This is a genomic window from Georgenia sp. SYP-B2076, from assembly GCF_003991205.1.
GTDB lineage: Bacteria > Actinomycetota > Actinomycetes > Actinomycetales > Actinomycetaceae > Georgenia.
On sequence record NZ_RXOZ01000035.1, the window covers coordinates 83,746 to 103,161 of the forward strand.

At 72.4% G+C, this 19,416-nt stretch carries 18 protein-coding genes; 13 read left to right on the forward strand and 5 right to left on the reverse strand.

Annotated elements, in window-relative coordinates; genetic code table 11:
* Positions 1–10 precede the first annotated feature (10 nt).
* Positions 11–1,501 carry a cytochrome ubiquinol oxidase subunit I gene (locus tag EJK16_RS16820; protein WP_127131412.1) on the reverse strand — a complete coding sequence of 497 codons (1,491 nt, stop codon included), beginning with the start codon at positions 1,499–1,501 and terminating at the stop codon, positions 11–13.
* A 489-nt stretch (positions 1,502–1,990) separates the two neighbouring features.
* On the opposite strand from EJK16_RS16820, the gene EJK16_RS16825 reads away from it, so the two are divergent.
* Complete coding sequence (locus EJK16_RS16825) at positions 1,991–5,662, forward strand: Rne/Rng family ribonuclease (RefSeq protein WP_127131414.1); 3,672 nt, start codon at positions 1,991–1,993, stop codon at positions 5,660–5,662.
* Positions 5,663–5,854: 192 nt separating this feature from the next.
* Here EJK16_RS16825 and EJK16_RS16830 read toward each other — a convergent pair whose 3' ends face one another.
* The gene (locus tag EJK16_RS16830) at positions 5,855–6,163 is read right to left on the reverse strand and encodes a hypothetical protein (protein WP_127131416.1); all 309 of its coding nucleotides are present in this window, start codon (positions 6,161–6,163) and stop codon (positions 5,855–5,857) included.
* Between EJK16_RS16830 and EJK16_RS16835 the strand changes: the two genes are divergently transcribed.
* The 6 genes from EJK16_RS16835 to EJK16_RS16860 all read left to right on the forward strand — a co-directional run bounded on the left by EJK16_RS16835 (position 6,060) and on the right by EJK16_RS16860 (position 11,346).
* Positions 6,060–6,473, forward strand: coding sequence for a DUF6318 family protein (locus EJK16_RS16835; RefSeq protein WP_240646138.1), 414 nt, complete (start codon positions 6,060–6,062; stop codon positions 6,471–6,473). The genes EJK16_RS16830 and EJK16_RS16835 overlap by 104 nt on opposite strands.
* A 193-nt stretch (positions 6,474–6,666) precedes the next feature.
* Complete coding sequence (locus EJK16_RS16840) at positions 6,667–7,266, forward strand: hypothetical protein (protein ID WP_127131420.1); 600 nt, start codon at positions 6,667–6,669, stop codon at positions 7,264–7,266.
* Positions 7,267–7,454: 188 nt separating this feature from the next.
* Entirely contained in the window at positions 7,455–8,834 is a 1,380-nt protein-coding gene (locus tag EJK16_RS16845) for an extracellular solute-binding protein (RefSeq protein ID WP_127131422.1), read from the forward strand.
* A gap of 106 nt (positions 8,835–8,940) precedes the next feature.
* Positions 8,941–9,840 (forward strand): carbohydrate ABC transporter permease, encoded by a 900-nt coding sequence (locus EJK16_RS16850; protein ID WP_370276085.1) that lies wholly within the window; start codon positions 8,941–8,943, stop codon positions 9,838–9,840.
* Complete coding sequence (locus tag EJK16_RS16855) at positions 9,837–10,655, forward strand: carbohydrate ABC transporter permease (RefSeq protein WP_127131425.1); 819 nt, start codon at positions 9,837–9,839, stop codon at positions 10,653–10,655. Before EJK16_RS16850 ends, EJK16_RS16855 begins: the two co-directional genes overlap by 4 nt.
* A 34-nt stretch (positions 10,656–10,689) precedes the next feature.
* A complete protein-coding gene (locus EJK16_RS16860) occupies positions 10,690–11,346 on the forward strand; it encodes an SDR family oxidoreductase (protein ID WP_127131427.1) in 657 nt (218 codons plus the stop codon).
* Here EJK16_RS16860 and EJK16_RS16865 read toward each other — a convergent pair.
* Together EJK16_RS16865 and EJK16_RS16870 are read right to left on the reverse strand one after the other, a co-directional pair.
* The gene (locus EJK16_RS16865; protein ID WP_127131429.1) at positions 11,297–11,800 is read right to left on the reverse strand and encodes a hypothetical protein; all 504 of its coding nucleotides are present in this window, start codon (positions 11,798–11,800) and stop codon (positions 11,297–11,299) included. The two genes, EJK16_RS16860 and EJK16_RS16865, sit on opposite strands and share 50 nt — an antisense overlap.
* Positions 11,801–11,861: 61 nt before the next feature.
* Complete coding sequence (locus tag EJK16_RS16870; protein ID WP_127131431.1) at positions 11,862–12,311, reverse strand: SRPBCC family protein; 450 nt, start codon at positions 12,309–12,311, stop codon at positions 11,862–11,864.
* A 436-nt stretch (positions 12,312–12,747) separates the two neighbouring features.
* Here EJK16_RS16870 and rplU point away from each other — a divergent pair, with 436 nt between their 5' ends.
* The 5 genes from rplU to EJK16_RS16895 all read left to right on the forward strand — a co-directional run bounded on the left by rplU (position 12,748) and on the right by EJK16_RS16895 (position 16,962).
* Positions 12,748–13,056 carry a 50S ribosomal protein L21 gene (gene rplU / locus EJK16_RS16875; protein ID WP_205739821.1) on the forward strand — a complete coding sequence of 103 codons (309 nt, stop codon included), beginning with the start codon at positions 12,748–12,750 and terminating at the stop codon, positions 13,054–13,056.
* A 59-nt stretch (positions 13,057–13,115) separates the two neighbouring features.
* Positions 13,116–13,373 (forward strand): 50S ribosomal protein L27, encoded by a 258-nt coding sequence (gene rpmA / locus EJK16_RS16880; protein WP_127131435.1) that lies wholly within the window; start codon positions 13,116–13,118, stop codon positions 13,371–13,373.
* A 178-nt stretch (positions 13,374–13,551) separates the two neighbouring features.
* Positions 13,552–15,069, forward strand: a complete 1,518-nt coding sequence (obgE, locus tag EJK16_RS16885; protein ID WP_127131437.1) for a GTPase ObgE — start codon at positions 13,552–13,554, stop codon at positions 15,067–15,069.
* A gap of 132 nt (positions 15,070–15,201) precedes the next feature.
* A complete protein-coding gene (locus EJK16_RS16890; RefSeq protein WP_127131439.1) occupies positions 15,202–16,599 on the forward strand; it encodes a hypothetical protein in 1,398 nt (465 codons plus the stop codon).
* 162 nt (positions 16,600–16,761) lie between these two features.
* On the forward strand, positions 16,762–16,962 hold the full coding sequence (locus EJK16_RS16895; protein ID WP_127131441.1) for a hypothetical protein: 201 nt from the start codon (positions 16,762–16,764) through the stop codon (positions 16,960–16,962).
* A 120-nt stretch (positions 16,963–17,082) separates the two neighbouring features.
* Here EJK16_RS16895 and EJK16_RS16900 read toward each other — a convergent pair whose 3' ends face one another.
* Entirely contained in the window at positions 17,083–18,480 is a 1,398-nt protein-coding gene (locus EJK16_RS16900; protein WP_127131443.1) for an FAD-binding oxidoreductase, read from the reverse strand.
* Positions 18,481–18,886: 406 nt separating this feature from the next.
* Between EJK16_RS16900 and EJK16_RS16905 the strand changes: the two genes are divergently transcribed.
* On the forward strand, positions 18,887–19,390 hold the full coding sequence (locus EJK16_RS16905; protein WP_127131445.1) for a cupin domain-containing protein: 504 nt from the start codon (positions 18,887–18,889) through the stop codon (positions 19,388–19,390).
* Positions 19,391–19,416: the final 26 nt, after the last annotated feature.

A 19,416-nucleotide genomic window follows, 5' to 3' on the forward strand; every position in this document is an offset into this window, starting at 1 on the left:
GGGCGGGCGGTCAGTAGCTGAAGGTCAGGGTGGGCTCGGGCCCGCTGACCTCCGAGTCGTCGACCCTGGTGGGCGGCGGCTCGACGCCCTCGCGCACGTACCGGCGGATGAGCAGGAACCAGGTCACGCCGAGCCCGGCGTACAGCAGCGTGAACAGGACCATCGAGGTGATCACCGAGCCGGAGGAGACCACGGTGGACACGCCGTCCTGGGTGAGCAGGTACACCTGGTCCACCGGGTTGGCGGGGTTGGGGGCCACCACCCAGGGCTGGCGGCCGGTCTCGGTGAAGATCCAGCCGAAGGAGGCCCCGATGAACGGCATGGGCAGGGCGACCAGGCACAGGCGGGAGAACCAGACGCTGTCGGTGACCCGGCCCTTGCGCAGCAGCCACAGCCCGGCCAGCGCCAGGGCGGCGGAGAAGGCGGCGGGGCCGATCATCAGGCGGAAGCTCCAGTAGGTCAGCGCGAGGTTCGGCTGGTAGTCCACGTCCGTGCCGAACTGGTCGGCGTAGCGCTGCGTGTACTCCTTCTGCAGGTCGTTCACGCCGGGCAGGTAGCTCTCCTCGCCGGTGAAGTGGCCGGTGCCGAGATACGAGGTCACGCCGGGGAGCTGGATGAGGTGGCGCACCCCCTCGCACGAGTTGGAGAGGTCACCGATCGTCAGGATGGAGAAGGCGGCCGACTCCTCGCCCTCGCACAGGGCCTCGGCGGCGGACATCTTCATGGGCTGCTGCTCGTACATGAGCTTGCCCTGGAAGTCCCCGGTGCCCATGACGGCCAGCCCGGCCGCGACGGTGGCGATGAGGCCGACATAGGCGCCCGGGCGCCAGATGCCCCTGGCCTCCTCGGTCCGCCCGGCGCGCACGGACCGCACGATCCACCAGCCGCAGATCCCGGCGACGAACGTGCCGGCGACGAGGAAGGACGTCGCGACGGTGTGCGAGTACGCCGCGAGGAGCGTGTTGTTGGTCATGATCTGGAAGAAGCCGCCGATGCCGTCGAGCTCGGCGCGGCCGGTCTCCGGGTTGTAGACGGCGCCCACGGGGTGCTGCATCCACGAGTTGGCGGCGAGGATCCAGTAGGCGGAGAGGTTCGTGCCGACCGCGACCAGCCAGATGCAGGTCGTGTGGAGCCACTTGGGCAGCCGGCCCTCGCCGAAGATCCACAGGCCCAGGAAGGTCGACTCGAGGAAGAAGGCGGCCAGGGCCTCGATCGCGAGCGGCGCACCGAAGATGTCGCCCATGAAGCGGGAGTACTCCGACCAGTTCATGCCGAACTGGAACTCCTGGACGATGCCGGTGGCGACACCGAGGGCGAAGTTGATCAGCAGGATCTTGCCGAAGAACTTCCGGAGCTTGTTCCAGCTCTCCTTGCCGGTGCGCACCCACGCGGTCTGCATGATCGCCACGAGCGGTGCGAGACCGATCGTCAGCGGGACGAGGATGAAGTGGTAGACGGTGGTGATCGCGAACTGCCACCGAGCAAGGTCAAGCGTTTCCACCTGTCTGCCCTTCGAATCTATGGGGTGAGCAACCAACGTACGTCGCGGACGTGGCTTCGCTAAACGTAGGGTCCGCCCGGCCTGCGTGATCTAGGACCTACGTCCCTCGTCCTGACGCCTTGTCATGATCTCGGTGGCGTGTTCCGCCGCGCCGGCGGCGGGTTGTGCGATACTTCTCCTTGGTCGGAGAGCAGCCCCACACCCCGTTCTCCGGTCCGACGACGTCGTGACCTCACCGGTCCGGGCCCATCTCGCGCCGCCTCGCCATCCCGGCGAGTGCGCTGCAGCAGAAGCCTCGAGCCCGGAGCGAAACCGAACAGCCCTCGCGGGCAGATCGGGCAGGCCGCCCGCCAGTCGGCGTCCATGTACGCGGCAACGCGCACCGGACGTAACTCAAGGACTTCCGTCCGCGGCCGAGGGCCGGGGACGACGAACCGCCCACGGGCGCCGATGGGTGTGGGCGGCGGCCGGGGGCAAGGGGAGTACCCCATGACCGAGCAGGACAGCACCACCAGCACCGAACAGGCCACCGTGGGCGAGCAGCCCGCGACGCCCCCGCGCCGGAGCCGAGCACGCCGGGCCACCAGCCCGGTGCTCTCGCCGGGAGCGGCGCCGAGCGACGACGGCACGACGGCGGAGGCACCCGAGGCCCCGGCCCCCGCTACGACGGCGCCTGCCGGCGAGGGCGCCGCGGCGCCGGGCGCGGACGGGGCGGCTGCGCCGGCCCCGGCCAAGAAGCCCCGCACCCGGCGCGCACCGGCCAAGAAGGCCGCGGCCGCACCGGAGACGGCCCCGACGTCCCCCGCGGAGGACGAGGCTGGACCGACCCCGCCCGCCCAGGCGCTCCTGAAGAAGGCCCCCGCCCGCAGGGCGCCGCGGAAGACCGCGGCCAAGTCTGCGGCCGAGGCGTCCGCCGCCGAGGCGCCGGCCGAGGCGCCCGCAGGCGAGACGGCCGCCGTCGAGGCTGCCGCGGTCGAGACGCCTGCCGCCGAGGCTGCCGCCGTCGAGACGCCTGCCGCCGAGGCTGCCGCGACCGACGCCGCGCCGGCCGCCCCCAAGCGCACCCGCGCCCGGCGTGCGACGAGCAAGGTCGCACCGGAGAGCGACGCTTCCGGGGCTGGCGCAACGACGACCCCCGCGTCCGAGGCCGGCGCCTCCACCGAGGCCGGCGCCGGCGCGACCGCGCCCAGGGCGCCCCGGACCAGCGCCAGGGCCGGCGCCAGCGCGCCCACTGCGCCCACCGAGGGCGTCACCGCGGAGCCGACCGGCGTCGAGCCCTCCTCCAGTGGCGCCGCCGACGAGTTCGCCGGACCCGCATTCTCCGACCTCACCCCTGGGGTCGCCGTCTCCGAGCCCACCACCGCGGTGGACGAGCAGGAGCCGGCCAGGCGCCCCGCGCGCCGCAGCCGCCGCGCCTCCGCCCCCGCTCGTTCGCCCGAGCAGCGCCTCGATGTCCTCGCCGAGCTCGGCGTCGGCCGCGCGGCCGAGACCGGCGCGGAGGAGGACGCGGAGCCGGAGGAGACCGCTCCCGAGGACGTGGCAACGGCCGCAACCCCCGCCGCCGCCGAGGACGAGGAGCCCCGCCTCGCCGCGACCGCCCTGCTGTTCCAGGCGCCCGACCCCACGAGGGCACGGACGCGCCGCCGGCGCGCACAGTCCCCGGTCGCCGCGCCGAGCACGGGCGAGGAGGCCCCCGAGGACGCGGACATGGACGTCGTCGTCGAGGACGCGGACGCCGTCGTCGAGGACGAGGCCCACGAGACCACCGAGGACGAGCAGGCCGGCGGCCGCCGTCGTCGCCGCCGCGGCGGCCGCGGACGCCGTAACCGCGGAGGCCAGTCCGACGCCGGCACCGACGAGGACGAGGACGCCCACGGCGCCGAGGACGCCGAGGCGAACGAGGAGCAGGCCGAGGAGGAGCCCGCGCCGCAGAGCCACGACGAGGGTGACGAGGCGGGGTCCAGCTCGCGCCGCCGTCGTCGCCGTCGCCGCAGCAGCGGCGGCAGCGAGACCAGCCGGACGGTCGACATCGAGGCGGGCGGCCGCACCGCCCGCGACGAGGTCACCGCCCTGAAGGGCTCGACACGCCTGGAGGCCAAGCGTCAGCGCCGCCGCGAGGGCCGCGAGGCCGGGCGTCGCCGCCCGACGCTGAGCGAGGCCGAGTTCCTCGCCCGGCGCGAGGCCGTGGACCGCAAGATGCTCGTGCGCGAGAAGGACGGCCTCAACCAGATCGCCGTGCTCGAGGACGGCATCCTCGTCGAGCACTACGTCGCCCGCCACACGCAGAGCTCAATGGTCGGCAACGTCTACCTGGGCCGCGTGCAGAACGTGCTGCCCTCGATGGAGGCCGCGTTCATCGACCTCGGTAAGGGGCGCAACGCCGTCCTCTACGCCGGCGAGGTCAACTGGGACGCCGCGGGCATGGAGGGTCAGCCGCGCCGCATCGAGCAGGCGCTCAAGTCCGGCGACGCCGTCCTGGTGCAGGTCACCAAGGACCCGATCGGCCACAAGGGCGCGCGCCTGACCTCGCAGATCACGCTGGCGGGCCGCCACCTCGTGCTCGTGCCCTCGGGCGCGATGACCGGGATCTCCCGCAAGCTGCCCGAGCCCGAGCGGGCGCGGCTGAAGAAGCTGCTCAAGCAGATCGTCCCGGACGGCGCCGGCGTCATCGTGCGCACCGCCGCCGAGGGCGCCTCCGAGGAGCAGCTCCGCGCCGACGTCGAGCGGCTCACCAAGCAGTGGGCGGACATCGAGGCCAAGGCCAAGGGCGCCAAGGCCGCGCCGCTGCTGCTCAAGGGTGAGCCGGAGCTCGCCGTGCGCGTGGTCCGCGACGTCTTCAACGAGGACTTCGAGTCCCTCGTCGTCTCCGGCGGCGGCGCGTGGCAGACCATCTCCGGCTACGTCAAGGACCTGTCCCCGGACCTCGCGGACCGGATGCACCACTGGACCTCCGAGAAGGACGTCTTCGGCGCGCACCGCGTCGACGAGCAGCTCGCCAAGGCCATGGACCGCAAGGTCTGGCTGCCCTCGGGCGGGTCGCTGGTCATCGACCGCACCGAGGCCATGACCGTCATCGACGTCAACACCGGCAAGTTCACCGGCTCCGGCGGCACGCTAGAGGAGACGGTCACCCGCAACAACATCGAGGCGGCCGAGGAGATCGTCCGGCAGCTCAGGCTGCGCGACATCGGCGGCATCATCGTCATCGACTTCATCGACATGGTGCTCGAGTCCAACCGCGACCTGGTCATGCGCCGACTGCTCGAGTGCCTGGGCCGCGACCGCACCCGCCACCAGGTGGCGGAGGTGACCTCGCTGGGCCTGGTGCAGATGACCCGCAAGCGCGTCGGGCAGGGCCTCGTCGAGGCCTTCTCCACCCCCTGCGAGCACTGCAACGGGCGTGGGTTCATCGTGCACGACGCCCCCGTCGAGAGGTCCGGTGGCTCCTCCGAGGGCACGCACGCGCACCACGGGCACGACGACGACGAGGGCGCGGGCTCGCACCGCCGCGGCCGCCGCGGTGGTTCCGCCCCTTCCGCCGAGGCCTCGGCTGAGGCGCCAGAGGTTGCCGAGGATCCCGCCGCCGTCGCGGCCCGCGAGGCCGTGAAGGCCACGCTCGCGACGATCGCGGCCGCGGCCGCCAGCGCGCACGACGGCATCGCGGACGCGACGTCGGGCGACGGCGGCAAGGCAGGCACTGGGGCCTCGAGGGACCGGGCGCGCGCCACCAGGGGGACGGGAGCCGCGAGTGAGGCGACCGCTCCCGCGGCGGAGGTTCCGGCACGTGCGACGGAGGTTCCGGCACTTGGGGCTGAGGCTCCGGCACCCGCCGCGGCGCCTGTCGTAGGGACGTCCGCGCCGGCCGTCACCGGGGTGATCGGTGGAGCCGCGCCCGCGCCGGTGGTCACCGGTGTCATCGGTGGGCCCGCCGCTTCGACCGGCAGCCCGGCTCCCGTCGCCGCCGGGACACCGTCGGCCTCAGTCTCCGCATCGGCGCCGGTCACGGGCGCTGGTGGGGCAGACGCCGCACAGGTTCCCCAGGACGAGGCGCCCGCAGCGCCCGCGCCCAAGCGGGCCCGTCGCAGCCGCCGTGCGGTCTCCAGCGGTGTCGTGACGCCGGGGGAGACGAAGATCGTGACCGTGGAGCCGGCCGCCGAGTAGGTCGGCGCACCACCAGAACGATGGCGCAGGGCCGGGACCGTGAGGTCCCGACCCTGCGCGGTTGTTTGTGGGGCCGTCGGGGCCCGTGAGGCGCCAGGTGACTGGGCGACATCGGGCGGCCGCGCAATTCATGCACAGGGCGTCCATTCCGTAGCCGCCCGCGCGTGCGCACCGCTAGCGTCTGGCCATGCCTCACGGGGACAGATGTCCAGCAGGGAGAGCGGCGGCACGGTTGCTGCTCGCGGCTGCCCTGCTGGCAGGATGCAGCGCCGAGGCGGACGCGGAGCCGACGCCGTCGCCGTCGCCGAGCCGACCGGCGGCCACCCAGCCCGCGGAGCCGACGGCGTCCGCGACGCCGAAGCCTCCCGCCGTGGAGAAGCCCGTCGCTCCGGCATCGATGCGCCGCGACGACGTGGCGGGGGCGGAGGCGGCGGCGCAGTACTTCTTGGAGCTGTATCCGTACGTGCACAGGACGGGTGACTTGACCGAGTGGAGGGCCATGGCGGATCCAGAATGCATCTTCTGCAAGAGTGTCGCGGACGGCGTTTCGGAATTGTTTGACGCCGGCGGCCACGCTTCGGGAGGTGAGGTGGTCATCACCGGGGTCGAAGGTCGTAATCCGTTAAGCGGCAATCCATACTTTCGAGTGGACATCGATGCTACAAAGAGTTCTTTAACTCGCGTTACATCATCCGGTGCGAGCGAGTCAACGGCCGAAGGAGTGAACCATCTAATCGTTGCCGTGGGCCGCGAAGCTGATAATTGGATCATTCGTGAGGTGCAGATCGAGGATGAGGACTTCGTTGGGTAGCGCCCGGGTTGTCGGTCTTGGGGCCGCTGGCCTGTTTGTCGTTTTCTTGAGCGCGACAGGCCCTGTAGCGTCGGCCAAGGACACTTGGGACGCCTACCACGATGGTGGCGCAACCCAAGTGGTCGGAGAACAGCAACGGGAAACCCCCGGACGAGACGCGAAGCCGGCGTCAGATGGAAACAGGGGAGGTGGATTGGAGGCTCCACCGTGCGAAACGTATTCTAATCTCGGTGGAGGCCAGTACCACATCGATCTCAGCGGATGTTTCACCGAGGAGCAGCTGAGCCGTCTCGGTGGCAACTTCGTCGTTGGTTTCACGCCGGGCGATCCGGCTATCGATGCCGCGCCACCCGTCGTCGTCACCCGCGAAGACCTTCAACGTCTGCCGATCGCGCCCGGCGCCCTCGTGGTCCAGCCCGACCGGGGCTGGGTTTTGGTCAACATGGACACGATCGTCTGGGTAGAGACGGGTGCGCAGACGTTCAGCACGGTCGTGCTCGACACGCCGGTTCAGGTCAGGGTCGAGCCGGTGGACTACACCTGGGGCTTCGGGGACGGCTCGGCACCGCTGCGCACGACCGACCCCGGCGCGCCATACCCCGACCACTCCGTCAGCCATCCGTACACCCGTGCCGCGGCCGACGCCCGCGTCACCCTGACCACGCGGTGGGTCGGCGAGTTTCAGGTCGACGGCTCCGGGGTGTGGCAGCCGGTCGCGGGCTTCGCGACAACCCAGGAGAGCTCGGCACCCTTCGAGGTCCGCACGGCCCACGCCGCGCTCACCACCCGCTGACAGCGGCGACCGTCGTCGCGCTCCGTGCCCTCGCGGGCCCCGTCAGGACTTGACCTGTCGGCGGCGGGGGCGTGAGGAGATGACCTGTCACCAACAATGATGGGGGGCGACATCCGCGTCGGATGCGCGTTCGGGAGAGATGCTCCTCCAGAATGAGTGCCTAAGGCATCAGACAGGAGACCAGCATCATGAGCAGATCCGCGCGTTCGAGACGCGTCGCCGCCGGCGTCGCCGTGCTTGCGACCGCCGCACTTGCACTCGCCGCATGCACACCGGGGTCGAACTCGTCCTCGGACAGCACGTCGGCGGCGACCGCGAGCGAGGTCCAGACCGACATCTCCAAGGTGGCGGACCAGACGCTGACGGTCTGGGACCAGGAGGTCCGCGGCGGCCAGAACGAGCAGATGGAGCGCCTCAACGCGGCCTTCGAGAAGAAGTACCCCAACATCACGATCGACCGGAAGACGCAGTCCAACGACGATCTCACGACGACGCTGCGCCTGGCGCTGACCGGCAACGACGCCCCCGACGTCACCCAGGCCAACAACGCCCGCTCGCAGATGGGGCAGTTCGTCGCCGCGAAGCAGCTGGTCTCGCTCGACCCGTACGCGGAGGCCTACGGCTGGGGGGACCGCTACCCGGAGAGCGTCCTCAGCTACTCCAGCTATAGCCCCGACGGCAAGACCTTCGGCGGGGGCTCCGTCTACGGCCTCCCACAGGTCGGCGAGGTCGTCGGCGTCTTCTACTCCAAGAGCAAGCTCGCGGAGCTGGGCCTGCAGGTGCCCGCGACGTGGGGCGAGTTCGAGGACCAGCTCGGCACGATCAAGGCCGCCGGCCAGACCCCGCTCCTCCTGGGGAACATCGAGCAGTGGCCCGCGCTGCACGTCTTCGGGCCGATCCAGGGGGCGCTCGTCCCCGCCGACGAGATTCACACCCTCGGCTTCGGCAACTCCGGGGGCAGCTGGACCGACGACAGCAACGTGCAGGCGGCCACGACCATCCAGCAGTGGGCGCAGCAGGGCTACTTCAACGACGGCTTCAACGGCACGGACTACGACGCCGCGTGGCAGTCCCTGACCAAGGGCGGCGGCGTCTACCTCATCGGCGGCTCCTGGCTCGCCGCCGACCTGAAGGCCGCCATGGGCGACGACGTCGGCTTCTTCGCCCCGCCGCCCGCCGAGGCCGGGAAGGGCCCGGTCACCACGGGCGGGACGGGCATCCCCTTCGCGATCACCTCGAAGGCCGAGAACCCCGACGTCGCCGCCGCGTACATCAACTTCATCACCAGCAAGGAGGCCATGGGCGTCCTCGCCGAGACGGGCAACCTGCCGGTGGTCGACACGGCTGCGCACACCCCCGGGTCCGGGGTGATGAAGGACGTGTTCACCGCCTACGCGGACGTCACCGAGAAGGGCCAGCTCCTGCCGTACCTCGACTACGCCACCCCGACGATGAACACGACGATCGGTCAGGCGCTGCAGTCCCTGATGGCGGGGGAGTCGACGCCGAAGCAGTTCACCGAGACCGTCGAAGCGGACTATGCGGCGTTCGTCGGGTCCAACAAGTGACGAGCCGGTGCGGGGCGCGGCCGTGCGCCCCGCACCGGGCCCGGGCGGCGCACCGCGCCCGGGCGGCGTGCCGGGCGCGGCGAGCGGCCCCGGCGGCCCCGTCGCCCTGCCGCCGGCCGACGGGACGGTGACGCGGCGACGAGGCGGGAAGTACGGCTTCGCGCCGTACGGCTTCCTGCTCCCCGGGTTCGCCGTCTACGCGCTGTTCCTGCTCTACCCGCTGGGCCGGTCGGTCCAGATCTCGCTGTACGACTGGGACGGGCTGAGCCTGGCCACGTTCGTCGGGCTCGCGAACTACGTCGACGTCTTCACCGACGCGCAGCTCCGCGCCGCGTTCGAGCACGCGCTTGTGCTGATCTTCTTCTTCGCCGTCCTGCCGCTGGGGCTCGGGCTGGTGCTGGCCGCCGTCCTGACGCGCGGGCAGGTCAGGGGGCTGGCGTTCTTCCGCACCATCGTCTTCCTCCCGCAGGTCATCGCGATGGTCGTGGTGGCGGTCGCCTGGCGCCAGATCTACGCCCCGGACGGGACGCTCAACACGTTCCTGCGGTGGCTGGGGCTGGAGTCGTGGACCCGGACGTGGCTGGGCGACTTCACCCTGACGCTGCCGGCCGTGGGCCTGATCGGCACGTGGGTGTGCACGGGCCTGGTCACGGTGCTGCTCATGGCCGGCATGAGCCGGGTCCCGGGCGAGCTCTACGAGGCGGCGACGCTCGACGGCGCGGGCGCCGTGCGCAGGTTCTTCGCGGTGACCCTGCCGTCCGTGCGGGCCGAGATCGTCGTCGCCCTGACGCTGACGATCATCGCCGCCCTCAAGACGTTCGACCTCATCTACGTCACCACCTCCGGCGGCCCGGGGAGCACGACGACGGTGCCCAGCTTCGAGGTGTACCGCCGCGCCTTCCAGCTCGGTGAGGTCGGCTCCGCCACCGCCGTCGCCGTCGTGTTGACGGTCCTGATCTTCGTGATCAACGTCGGTGTCAACCGGATCGGGGAGCGGGAGCGGTGAGGATCTCGGCGGCCGAGCGTGCCGGGAACTACGCCATCCTCCTGCTCTTCAGCGTGGTCGCGCTGACCCCCGTGGTGACCATCCTGCAGCGGGCGCTCGCGCCGGAGACCCCGCGAGACGCCGCCACGGGCGCCGCCCTGCACTGGGAGAACTTCGGCCGTGCCTGGGTGCAGGGCCGCTTCGGGGAGTACATGCTCAACTCGGTCGTCGTGGCGGTCGTCGTCGTGGTCCTGGCCACGGTGTGCTCGGTCATGGCGGGATACGCCCTGGGGGCGTTCGACTTCCGTGGTTCGCAGGCGTTCTTCTACCTGTTCCTCCTCGGCCTGATGGTGCCGACGGAGGCGATCGTCGTGCCGCTGTTCTTCGACTTCCAGGCCGTCGGGCTGACGAACACGGTCTGGGCCATCGCCCTGCCGCAGGTGGCGCAGTCGGTCGCGTTCGGCACGTTCTGGATGCGGTCGTACTTCCGCGGGGCGAACCGGTCGATCATCGAGGCCGCCCGCCTCGACGGGGCCGGGCACGTCCGGGTGCTGTGGTCGGTCCTGGTGCCGGTGGCGCGCCCCGCGATCGTGACCCTCGTGCTGCTGACCTTCATGTGGACCTGGAACGAGTTCCTTATCCCGCTCGTGATGTCCCCCAACTCCCAGCTGCGCACCGCCCCGCTCGGCCTGGCCCTGTTCCAGGGGCAGTACGTCCAGGGCACGACCCTCCTGGCCGCCGGGGCCGTGCTGGTGGCGCTGCCCGTGGTGGTGCTCTACCTCTTCCTGCAGCGGCACTTCATCCGGGGGATGCTCGAGGGCGCCGTGCGCGAATAGCCCCGCCGGGCAACGAGCACGTAACGTCGCGGTCATGAAGATCGTCATCGCCGGTGGGCACGGAAAGATCGCACGCATCCTCGAGCGTCACCTGGCGGGGCGCGGTGACGAGGTGGTCGGGCTCATCCGCAACCCCGAGCACGCCGCCGACCTGCTCGGCGCCGGCGCGACTCCCGTGCTGTTCGACCTGGAGACCGGCACGGTCGACCAGCTCGCGGACATCCTCCGGGGCGCCGACGCTGTGGTGTTCGCGGCCGGCGCCGGTGCCGGCAGCGGCGCGGCCCGCAAGGACACCGTGGATCGCGGCGGAGCCGTGCTGCTCGCCGACGCGGCGGAGCGCGCCGGGGTGCGCCGCTACGTCATGGTCTCCTCCATGGGGGCGGCGAAGGGCGGTGCGGGCATCGAGGACGAGGTCTTCGCCGCGTACCAGGACGCGAAGAAGGCCGCCGACGAGGACCTCATGGCCAGGAGGCTCGATTGGACGATCCTCCGGCCCGGCATGCTCACCGACGAGCCCGGCACCGGTCTGGTGACGATGGCGCAGGAGACGGGTCGCGGCGCCGTGCCCCGTGAGGACGTCGCCCGGGTGATCTGCGCGGTGCTCGACGACCCGGCGACCGCCGGGCTCGTCGCGGAGGTCATCACGGGGCCGAACCGGGTGGCGATGGCGCTCGCCGACCTGACGGACTGACCTCAGCGCGGGCGCGCTCGTCCAGCCACGCGCTGGCCAGGTCCAGCCGCACCTCGATCTCGAGCACCGAGCACGCCATCTCGTGACGGTCGACCAGGCCGGTGGCGACCAACCAGCGGACGAGCTCGGCGACGACCCGCAGCTGGACCCGGGCCTCGGGGACTGTCGGCATGAGCCAGTCACGGTCGACGAACCCCGGCAGGGTGGCCACGAGCGCCTCCGGCCCCGTCACGCGGGCCACCGCGTCGGCCGGGTCCACCTGCCGCTCCGCCTCCACGAGCGTGAGCTCGTTCGACGTGAGCCAGCGTTCGGCCTCCGTGTCGAGGTACACCTCGAGATGGCCGCGGACCCGCCGCGCCCGGGACCGCAGGGCTGGGTGACGCAGCAGGGCCGAGCTCGCGTAGAACGCGCCGATGACCTGCGCGGCGGAGAGGGGCACCATCGTCTCGTCCATGCCGGCAGCCTCCCACCGGCCACCCACATCGGCGCCGAGGCGCGGCTCCTCCGCCGGGGGGTCAGTCGCGGGCGGCCTCCGCGCTCTCGGCGAAGGCCTTGAAGCGCGCCATCTGCGCCCGCGTCTCCTTCGGGAAGGAGCCTCGGAAGAGCAGCCCCACGACCTTCATCGGGCCGGAGAACTCGAAGAGGTTCGCCGTGACCCAGCGCGTGCGACCGGGACCCGCCTCGTGCAGGTGATTCTCGCAGACGTTGTGCACCCCCTTGGCGTCGTACGTCGCGTGGAACGACTCGGGCAGGTCGTTGGAGACAACCGTCTCGACCATCTCCATTCGGCGCCTGCCGGTGAGGAAGACGAGCCGTGTGCGCGTGCCGGCCTGCCACGGCTCGCCCGAGAGGAGCTCGACGGACTGGAGCCCCAACTGCCACTCGGCCATGGCGTCCTGATCCATGAAAATCCGCACCACCTCGTCGCGGGGCAGGTTGATCTCGATCTCCTCGGTGTAGCGCATGCGCCGAAGCCTAGGGGACGGTCAGCCACCCAGGAGCAGCACCGGTCCGAGGCGCTCCTCCAGCACCGCCGTCGTGCGCGCTCCCGCCGAAGAGGTCCTTCTCGCGCGGCTCACGAACGGGCGAGACTCCCGCGCACCCGCTCACCGGGGACGGACCCGCCGGACGATGCCGGGAATGGTGGGGGAGTCGGTGGGCGCGGTAACCTCCTCGGGCGACGCGGGATGCGAGCGGCGAGGCTGTCGCCTGTGCCCGATCCCACACCCGCCGTGGCACGTCACCGGGCCTGAGGCATTTGCCCCGGGGGGCCGCGCCGCGTAACCTAGAGCGTCGGTGCGCCTCATGGGTGCGCCTATCCCGTCCGTCTCTTGCGCCCTCCGGGACCTCGTCCAGAGCGCGGCGTGGGGACGACCCGTTTCGACAGAGATGAGCAGCAACGTGGTGTACGCGATCGTCAAGGCCGGCGGCCGTCAGGAGAAGGTGTCCGTCGGCGACGTCGTCGTCGTCGACAAGCTGGCCGGTGAGGTCGGCGGAACCGTCGAGCTCGAGCCCATCATGCTCGTCGACGGTGACAAGGTCACCACGGACGCCGGTGACCTGGGCAAGGTCAAGGTGACTGCTGAGATCGTGCGGGCCGAGAAGGGCCCGAAGATCTCGATCATGAAGTTCAAGAACAAGACCGGTTACCGCAAGCGCATGGGTCACCGCGCGAAGCTGACCCGCCTCAAGGTCACCGGCATCAACTAGTTTCGCGGCCCTCTCGGGCCCGTTCCTGACATTTAGACGAAGACGAAAGCAGGTTCGAGATGGCACACAAGAAGGGCGCCAGCGCCTCCCGGAACGGCCGCGACTCCAACGCCCAGCGCCTCGGTGTGAAGCGCTTCGGTGGTCAGGTCGTCAAGGCCGGCGAGATCATCGTGCGTCAGCGTGGCACCCACTTCCACCCCGGCATCAACGTCGGCCGCGGCAAGGACGACACGCTGTTCGCCCTGACCCCCGGCGCGGTGACGTTCGGTAACCGTCGCGGCCGCAAGGTCATCGACGTGGTCCTGGCCGACGCCTGACCGCAGTGCAAGCCTTGGCAGGGGCGGACGGCGTGAAGCCGTCCGCCCCTGTTGCATGTCCCGGCCCCGTCCGTCGTCACCTCGGCGGCCACGGGCCCACCGACCTCCGGGTCGCCGGGCGCCCACCACGGCACATCGCCGCGGCGCGCCACCAGAAGCAAGGAAGAGGACGACGACGATGGCCACCTTCGTAGACCGCGTGGTTCTGCATGTCGCCGCCGGTGACGGCGGGAACGGCTGCGCCTCGATCCGGCGCGAGAAGTTCAAGCCCCTGGCGGGCCCCGACGGCGCCAACGGCGGCAGGGGCGGGGACGTCGTGCTCGTCGTCGACCCCCAGACCACGACCCTCCTCGCGTACCACCACAGCCCGCACCAGCGGGCCACGTCCGGTACGCAGGGCGCCGGCGACTTCCGCGGCGGCCGGACGGGTGAGGACCTCATCCTGCCCGTGCCCGACGGCACCGTGGTCAAGTCCGCCGACGGCGAGATCCTCGCCGACCTCGTGGGCGCCGGCACCCGGTTCGTCGCCGCCACCGGCGGGCACGGAGGCCTGGGGAACGCCGCCCTGGCGTCCCCGCGGCGCAAGGCCCCCGGCTTCGCCCTGCTGGGCGAGGAGGGGGAGACGGTCGACCTCGTCCTCGAGCTGAAGTCCGTCGCGGACGTCGCCCTCGTGGGCTTCCCCAGCGCCGGCAAGTCCTCGCTCATCGCCGCGATGTCCGCCGCGCGCCCGAAGATCGCCGACTACCCCTTCACGACCCTGGTGCCGAACCTCGGCGTCGTGCAGGCCGGTAGCGAGCGCTACACCATCGCCGACGTCCCCGGGCTGATCCCCGGCGCCAGCCAGGGCAAGGGCCTCGGCCTGGAGTTCCTGCGCCACATCGAGCGCTGCGCCGTCATCGTGCACGTCCTCGACTGCGCCACCCTCGAGCCGGGCCGCGACCCGGTCTCGGACCTGGACACGATCGAGGCCGAGCTCGCCGCCTACGCGGGCGACCTGGAGATCGCCGGCGGCCGCGTGCCGCTCATGGAGCGGCCCCGCGTCGTGGTCCTGAACAAGATCGACGTCCCCGAGGCCCGCGACCTCGCCGAGCTCGTGCGCCCGGACCTCGAGAAGCGGGGCCTGCGGGTCTTCGAGATCTCCACCGCCTCCCACGAGGGGCTGCGCCAGCTCTCCTTCGCCTTGGCCGAGATCGTCGTCAAGGCCCGCGCCGAGGCGCCCAAGGCCGAGTCCACCCGGGTCATCCTGCGGCCCACGGCCGTGGACGACGCCGGCTTCACCGTGACGCGCCGCAACGGCCAGGACGGCGAGTTCTTCCAGGTCCGCGGCTCCAAGCCGGAGCGCTGGGTGCGCCAGACGGACTTCAACAACGACGAGGCCGTCGGCTACCTCGCCGACCGCCTGGCCCGCGTGGGCGTCGAGGAGCAGCTGTACAAGGCCGGTGCCGTCGCTGGCAGCACCGTCGTCATCGGCCCCGTCGAGGGGGGCGTCATCTTCGACTGGGAGCCGACCCTGCAGACGGGCGCCGAGCTCCTCGGCCCGCGCGGGACCGACCTGCGGGTGGAGGAGTCCAACCGCCCGACCCGCGCGGACAAGCGCCGCGGCTACCACGACCTCATGGACGCCAAGGCGGCGGCCCGTCAGGAGCTGTGGAACGAGCGCGAGTCCGGCCACTGGGACGACCCCGAGAAGGAGTAGCACCCCTTCAGGCCGGTGTCGGAGCCCGCGGCCGTGCCGGGGCAGGCCGTCAGCGGGCTCCCAGGCCGGTCGCATAGGCTGGATGACGGCGGTGGAAGAGTTCTGCCGTGCCACACGGCAGGAGATTTCGTCATGTCTGAACAAGATCGCGCGCGCCCCCCGCGCACGGGTGCCACCGGGGCGGCCGGCACGGACGAGCCGCTCGCGGACGCCGACGCCCGGCCCGCGGTCGGGCCCGACGCCGCCGAGACGGCGGTCAGGCCGGACGCTGCCCAGACTGCGGTGGAGCCGGACACCGCCCAGACCGCGGTGGAGCCGCACGCCACCCAGACCGCGGCCGGGCCCCATGCCGCCCAGACTGCGGCCGGGCCCGACACCGCCCGGCCCGCGGCCGTCGCCGTCGCAGGAACCGGCGCCGACGGCTCCGCATCCGCGTCCCCGGAGGAGGACGCCACGGACCTGCCGCGGCTCCTCGGCGTCGTCCTGGCACTGACCATCGCGGCCTGCTTCGCCCTCATGGCGCTCGTGGTGCCCTACCAGAACATCGCGCTCCGCAACATCCCGGTCGGCGTGGCCGGCGAGGGTGCCATGGTCTCGCAGTTCCAGCAGGTCCTCGACCAGGTGCAGCCCGGCGCGTTCGACGTCACCACGTACGCCAACGCGGACGAGCTCCGTGCGGCGACCAAGGACCGCGAGGTATACGGCGGTTTCGCCGTCGACGACACGTCCGCGAACGCCGTGACCGCCAGCGGCGGCAGCGGGGCGGTCGCCCAGGTGCTGAGCTCGCTCGGCTCGTCCTTCGGCGCCTCCGTGGAGGACGTCGCCCCCGCGGCGAAGGCCGACCCCAGCTCCTACGGCCTCCAGGTCGCGGCGACCATCGCGGTGCTCGCGGCACTGGCGGGTGGCGTCGTGCTGGCCCGGGTGGCCCCGCGCCGCCCCCGCGAGCAGCTCGTCGGGATGCTGACCCTCGCCGTCGTGCTCGGCCTGGCGCTCTCCGGCGTCCTGCAGGCCGTGGGCACCGTCGACGGCGGGTTCCTCACGGTCGCGGCCGCCGCCGCCCTCGCGGTGCTGGCGGTCGGTGTGACGGCCATCGGCGTGACCGCGCTGGCCGGTGTCGCGGGCGCGGCGCTCTTCCTGCTCGTGATCGTCGTCCCGGGCATGAGCCTGTCCGGCCTGTCCTCCGCCCCGGAGATGCTGCCATCCGGATGGGGCGCCCTCGGGCAGTTCCTGCCGCAGGGGGCGTTCGGCTCGCTGGTGAAGTCGCTGGCCTTCTTCGGCGGCGGCGGCGCGCTGCGCCCGCTGCTGGTCCTGGTCGGCTGGCTGGTGGTGGGCGCGCTGCTCGTGTGGCTCGCCGCCGCCAGGACGAGGAGCGCGAGCCGGCGCCGTGCCGTCGAGGCGGAGATCGCGGCGCTCGAGAGCGACGCGGACGAGAGCGGCACGGCCGACGGCGACATGAGCGGCGGCGTCGCGGCCCGCACCCCCGGCGCGACCGAGCCGGGGTCTGACGACGGGCCGCGCCCCGCTCGCTGACGCACGGACCTCGACGGGCCCTCTGCCACCAGGCAGAGGGCCCGTCGGCGTCCCGGCTTTGGCCGGGCCCGCACCTGTGCGCGGCCCCGGGCGGGGCGACCTCGCGGCCCGTGCGCGCCTCTCGGGCTGCTGCCGGGGGCGATCGGTGCGACGGTAGTGCGCATGAGCGAGCACGAGATCGACCCGCACAAGACCGACAAGCCCGGCGCCGCGGACCTGACCTTCGGCGGCGCCGACACCGAGACCGACCGCGACGACGAGCTGAGCCCGTCGCCCGCGGTGCACGGCGACGAGGGCGGGGGAGACCTGGCCGCGGGGGCCGAGGAGGACTCCGCCTCGAAGCGGCCCCGGCAGGGCATCTGACACGGCCCCGGCACCTGACGCGGCCGGGCGGCACCTGACGCGGCCGGGCGGCACCTGGCGCGGCCGGGCGGCACCTGGCGCCGGCGGCCCGCGTCGCTTTCGGCCTCGATCCGCCGCCGCTCAGCCCGGCGGGATGTTGTGGTTGAGCCGGAAGACGTTCTCCGGGTCCCACGCGCGCTTGACCTCGACCAGCCGGTCGAGCGTGGCCTGGCCGTACGCCGCGAGCGACTGCGCACGCCAGTCCTCGACGCGGTCCTGGCCGACGAAGTTGACGTAGCTGCCGACGGTCGCGAACGGGGCCATGTCGGCGGCGAGCGCGCGGGTGTAGGCAATCTGCTGCTCGTCGTGCTCGGGCCCAAACCAGAACGCGTACATGTTCGTCAGGAACCGCGAGGAACGCGCCGGGAACGGCGTGGACCCGGCCGGCACCCTCGCGGCAGCGCCGCCCATGTGGTGGATGTCGAACGCCGCCACGGGCAGGGTCTGCGCCGCGGTACGGCGGACGAGCACGCCGGCCACCTCCGCGTCGAGCCGATCGAAGGCGACGTTCTTCATGTAGCAGCGGGTGCCCCGGGGGATCAACGGGTCGAACGCGGACTGCCACTGGACCCACGGCGTCGGCCCGACCTCCTCCATGTCCGGCGGCGCGGCCCGGCGCAGGGGCTCCACGAGCCGCGCGCCCTCGTCCTGGTCCGGGGACGCCCACGCGAACGCGAGCAGGTAGAAAGGGTCCTCCCCGAACCCTGCGTCCGGCGGCGGATAGATGAACGAGAAGATGGACTGCATCTCGTCGGGGATCTCGCGGGTCCACGTATCCCACGCGCGAAGCGCATCCTCCCAGTGCGGCCGAGCGTAGATGAGGTTGCCCGCGTAGACCGTGGCGGGCAGCGGGTGGGCGCGGAACGTGAAGGACGTGACGACGCCGAAGTTCCCGCCACCCCCGCGAAGGCCCCAGTACAGGTCCGGGTGCTCCGCCTCGTTGACGTGCACCAGCCGCCCGTCCGCGGTGACGACGTCGGCGCCGAGCAGGCTGTCGATGCTCAGGCCGAACGGCCGGGTCAGCCAACCCACCCCGCCGCCGAGCGTCAGCCCGCCCACGCCCGTCGTGGAGACGACGCCGCCCGGGACGGCAAGCTCGAACGGCACGGTGGCGCGGTCGACGTCGCCCCAGGTCGCGCCGCCGCCGACGCGCACCGTCCGGGCCTCGGGATCCACCTCCACGGTGCGAAGACCAGCGAGGTCGATGACGACACCGCCGTCCACGGTGCCGTTGCCGGCGACGCCGTGGCCGCCGCCGCGCACGGCCAGCGGGAGGTCGTGCCGGCGCGCATACGCGATCGCGGGGGCAACATCCTCCGGGGCGCCGGCCCGCACGACGGCGGCGGGCCGCTTGTCGATCAACCCGTTCCACACGCGGCGCGCCTCGTCGTAGTCCGGGTCGCCGTCGCGCACGACCGTGCCTGCGACGTCGCGCAGCTCGTCGAGGGCGCCGGGAACGGTCGTCCTGCGGTCGTCCATCTCGTCCACCACCTGTCCGGGCCACCGTGGATGAGCCGGCGCGGACGGTTCGAGCGGCCCGTCCTCGGACCGGTCCGCGTCATGGAGGAAACCACCGTTCACGGCCGAGCGTGACGTCGTGCCGTCGGCTTCGGCGGCGCGGCGCCCTGGGACGCCGGACCGGTGCCTGGCATTCTCCACTGGGGTCGTGGCCGGGACAAGGGTCGCGGACGCGCGGCAGGCGTGGTGGGGCAGGCGCGGTGAGTAAGGAGTGGAAGGCGGCAGGCGCGGTGGGGCAGGCCTGGCGCGGTAGGGGCGGCGCGGCCGACCTGGTGGGCGGGCGTGCATGAGGGCGCTGGCCCCTACCGGGCGCCCTGGGCGGGGAGGATGATCGGGAGCACCCACGCGCCGGAGCTGGAGGGCCGACATGACCACGACCCCGTTCGCCGGCCTCGTCCCCGCCGGCGAGCACGCCGTGCTGCTCGAGGGGGCCCTCGGCGCGGTCGAGATGCTGCCCGGCGCCGTCACCGACGGGCGGCTGGCCGTCGTCCAGCACCCGCTGGCACCGCGCGCGCTCGGGGCGCCGATGCACACCCACACCCGCGAGGACGAGTACACGCTCGTCGAGGAGGGGCTGGTAGGGATCCAGGTCGGCGACGAGGTCATCGAGGCCGGCCCTGGCGACGTCGTGGCCAAGCCGCGCGGCGTCCCGCACGCCTTCTGGAACCCGACGGAGCGGCCCGCGCGACTGCTCGAGATCATCGTGCCGGGCGCGTTCGCGGCGTACTTCCGCGAGCTGGGCGAGGTCGTCGCCGACGGGCCGCCCGCCGCTGACCGCCTCGTGGCCCTGGCCGGGCGGTTCGGGGTGCGGATGGATCTGACGTCGGTCCCGGCGCTCGTCGAGCGCTACGGCCTGATCCTTCCGGCCTGACCCGCACGCACCGCCTCGTGCCGCGA